Genomic DNA, 3205 nt, shown 5'->3' on the forward strand with positions numbered 1-3205 from the left:
GCCTGCGGCCGCGGCGGGCGCCGCCGTTGTAGACCATGGCCGGTTTCGACGTTCTCCGGCGCGGAGCGGTGCGGCAGCAGATGGACGCTCTGGAACACGACCCGATGCGCCGCCCGCGCAGTCCGGTGCGCTCGGCGTCGGCGAGGGGCCCGGTCTCGATGCCACCTCGACAACGGCCAGAACCAGGTCGTCGGCAACACCGCCGCCTCCTCGTTTCTGCACCATGGGGCCGCTGTTCACCTGCAAGACCTACGTCAGCTCCGGCTACTCCGGCGACTCGTTCAAGACCCTCGGCGGCAAGCGCGTCAACCTGCCGTCCTGGCTGAAGAACAACAACGCCTCCAGCGAGTCCTCCTGCTCCGGCGGCTGCCGCGGCCCCGGCTGCTGATCGCCGCGCGGCCGCGGCCACGCACAGCGTGGGCCCCCTTCCCTGTCGGGAAGGGGGCCCACGGTCACGTCAGGTCGGGTCAGCCAGCGGCGGCGTCCGCACGCACCGCGGGGCGCCGGGAGGCGATGACCTTCTTCGCCAGCGCCCGCGGGCTGGTCAGGAAACCCCAGCCCCACGACATGTGCATCGTGGCCAGCGCCACGGGGATCTGCAGCCGCGCCTTCAGCGGCAGGCCCTTGCCCGCCGGAACCGAGCCGAGCAGGATCGCCGCGAGATAGCCGCCGGGCACGACGAAACCCCACGGCGTCAGCAGGGCGCCCACCAGGATCCCGGCCCCGATCGCGCACACGGCGGTCGGCGGGGCGAGGTAACGCAGGTTGATCGAGCCCTCGTGGAAGCGGGCGACCACGTGCCGCCAGCGGCCGTAGTCCTTGTACTGCTTGGCGAGCGCCTTCACACTCGGCCGCGGCCGGTAGGACACCTTCAGCTCGGGCGAGAACCAGACCAGGCCGCCGGCCTCGCGGATGCGGAAGTTCAGCTCCCAGTCCTGGGCGCGGATGAACTCCACGTTGTAGCCGCCCTGCTGCTCCAGCGCCTCGCGCCGGAACACACCGAGATACACGGTCTCGGCCGGACCGGCCTGGCCACCGGTGTGGAAGGCGGCGTTGCCGACCCCGATCTTCGAGGTCATGGCGGCGGCGACCGCGTGCTCCCAGTCGTTCTCGCCCTCGGCGTGCATGATGCCGCCGACGTTCTGCGCGCCGGTCTCCTCCAGGAGCCGTACGGCGGTCGCGATGTAGTTCGGCGAGAGCATGCCGTGCCCGTCGACGCGGACGACGATCGGATGCCGGGAGGCCTTGATCGCCGCGTTCAGCGCCGCGGGCGTACGGCCGGTGGGGTTGGGGACGGTGTGGACACGCGCGTCTTCGGCCACGAGCTCGGCGGCGATCTCGTCCGTGCGGTCCGTGGACGGACCGAGGGCGATCACGACCTCCATCTCGCCGGCGTACTCCTGCGCGAGGATCGCTTGGACTGCTCCCCGCAGATGCCGCTCCTCGTCGAGGACGGGCATGATCACGGAAACGGCGGGGTGCCGCACGTCGGGATTGGCGTTCATAGGGGCCTCACGTTACCGCGAACGGGGGACAGCATTGCGCGCCGCCGGGGCGGTGGAGCGGGCCGCAGATCGTATCGGCCTACGGTTTCACGGATCCCACGTACGGCCGTCGTCCGGAGGTGCCCCATGCCCACGCCGCCGCGGTCCCCTCGGTCCACCGCCACTCCCCGCCGCCGCCCACAGCCCCCCACCCCCCGCCGCGCTCCGCGCAGACCCGCACGGCCCGCCCGCAAGCCGCGCTGGGCCATGCGGGCGGTCACCACGCTGTCCGTGGTGGTCCTCGCCTCCGCCGGTATCGGACACGCGGTGATGACCAGCCTGGACGCGGACATCGCCCGGGTCGACCCCTTCAAGGACATGAAGAACCGCCCGCGGGCGGGTCACGGCATGAACGTCCTGCTGGTCGGCACCGACGGCCGCGAGAAGATCAGCAAGGAGGAGCGCCGCAAGTACCGCCTCGGCGGCGCGCCCTGCCACTGCACCGACACGATCATGATCGTGCACATCTCCGGGGACCGGAAACGGGCCAGCGTGGTGAGCCTGCCGCGCGACTCGTACGCGGTGACGCCGGCGCATGTCGACCGGGTGTCGGGCAAGCGGCACCACGGGCACCCCGTCAAGCTGAACGCCGCGTACGCCGAGGGCGGGCCGCAGCTGACCGTGCGCACCGTCGAGAGCATGACGAAGGTGAAGATCGACCACTACCTGGAGGTCGACTTCACCAGCTTCATGAAGACGGTGGACGTCGTCGGGGGCGTGCAGATCTGCACGGCCGACCCCCTCAAGGACAGCTACACCGGCCTGAACCTGCCGGCCGGGCGGCACACCCTCGCGGGCGGGCAGGCGCTCCAGTTCGTCCGCGCCCGGCACCTCGACGGGGCGTCCGACCTGGGCCGCATGAAGCGGCAGCAGCACTTCATGGCGGCGCTCGTGGAACGGCTCACCTCGTCCGGGATCCTCCTCAACCCGATGATGTTCCGGGACGTGACCCGGGCGGTGCTCGGCTCGGTGCGGGCCGACAAGGGCTTCGGCACGGACGAGATGCTGGACCTGGGCCGCGCCATGCGGAACTTCTCCCCCTCCTCCTCCGAGTTCACGACCGTCCCGATCGGGCGGATGGGGTACGCCGTGAAGGGCGTCGGTTCGACGCTGAAGTGGGACCCGGTGAAGTCGGAGCGCCTCTTCCAGGCATTGCGCCAGGACCAGCCGCTGTCCGTGCACCGGCCGCGCGGCGCGGCCCGGGTCGTCCCGGTGGCCCCGCAGCAGATCCGCGTCCAGGTGGAGAACGGCACCGGCACGCCCGGCCTCGGCCGCCGCGTGGACGCGGCCCTGGCGTCGACGGGCTTCCGCACGACCAAGGCCCCCGTGAACGCCGCCACCCGCGACGTGAAGCGCACGGTCGTCGCCTACGACCCCCGCTGGGACCGTTCGGCCAGGTCCCTGGCGACCGCCCTGCCGGGCAGCGAACTGCGGGTGGTCAAGGGCCTGGGCGCCACCCTGAAGGTGATCGCGGGAGCTGACTTCGAACGCGTACAAAAGGTGCGGGCCGAGGATCCGGGGCAGGGCGAGGTCGGGGTGGTGCGGGGGGACGAGGTGGCGTGCGGCTAGGGCCCTTCTGGCGGCTAGTGCCGCGGCAGGCAACGTTTGCCCGTTAAGGAGCGGCGTCCGGTGCGTGCTCTCGGCGTGCCGGCCGGAAGCCC

At 71.8% G+C, this 3205-nt stretch carries 3 protein-coding genes; 2 read left to right on the top strand and 1 reads right to left on the bottom strand.

Annotation, left to right across the window (positions count from 1 at the left end; genetic code table 11):
* Positions 1–223 precede the first annotated feature (223 nt).
* A complete protein-coding gene (locus ABZ281_RS43635) occupies positions 224–388 on the top strand; it encodes a hypothetical protein (RefSeq protein ID WP_356663735.1) in 165 nt (54 codons plus the stop codon).
* A 79-nt stretch (positions 389–467) separates the two neighbouring features.
* Here the strand turns inward: ABZ281_RS43635 and ABZ281_RS43640 are convergent, their stop codons facing one another.
* Positions 468–1505 carry a glycosyltransferase family 2 protein gene (locus tag ABZ281_RS43640; RefSeq protein ID WP_356663737.1) on the bottom strand — a complete coding sequence of 346 codons (1038 nt, stop codon included), beginning with the start codon at positions 1503–1505 and terminating at the stop codon, positions 468–470.
* 126 nt (positions 1506–1631) lie between these two features.
* Here ABZ281_RS43640 and ABZ281_RS43645 point away from each other — a divergent pair, with 126 nt between their 5' ends.
* The gene (locus ABZ281_RS43645) at positions 1632–3113 is read left to right on the top strand and encodes an LCP family protein (RefSeq protein WP_356663739.1); all 1482 of its coding nucleotides are present in this window, start codon (positions 1632–1634) and stop codon (positions 3111–3113) included.
* Positions 3114–3205: the final 92 nt, after the last annotated feature.

The organism is Streptomyces sp. NPDC006265 (assembly GCF_040613555.1).
GTDB lineage: Bacteria > Actinomycetota > Actinomycetes > Streptomycetales > Streptomycetaceae > Streptomyces.

Coding starts and splice junctions, on each gene's coding strand:
- ABZ281_RS43640 (WP_356663737.1), bottom strand. CDS start 1,505: ATGAACGCCAATCCCGACGTGCGGCACCCCGCCGTTTCCGTGATCATG.
- ABZ281_RS43645 (WP_356663739.1), top strand. CDS start 1,632: ATGCCCACGCCGCCGCGGTCCCCTCGGTCCACCGCCACTCCCCGCCGC.
- ABZ281_RS43635 (WP_356663735.1), top strand. CDS start 224: ATGGGGCCGCTGTTCACCTGCAAGACCTACGTCAGCTCCGGCTACTCC.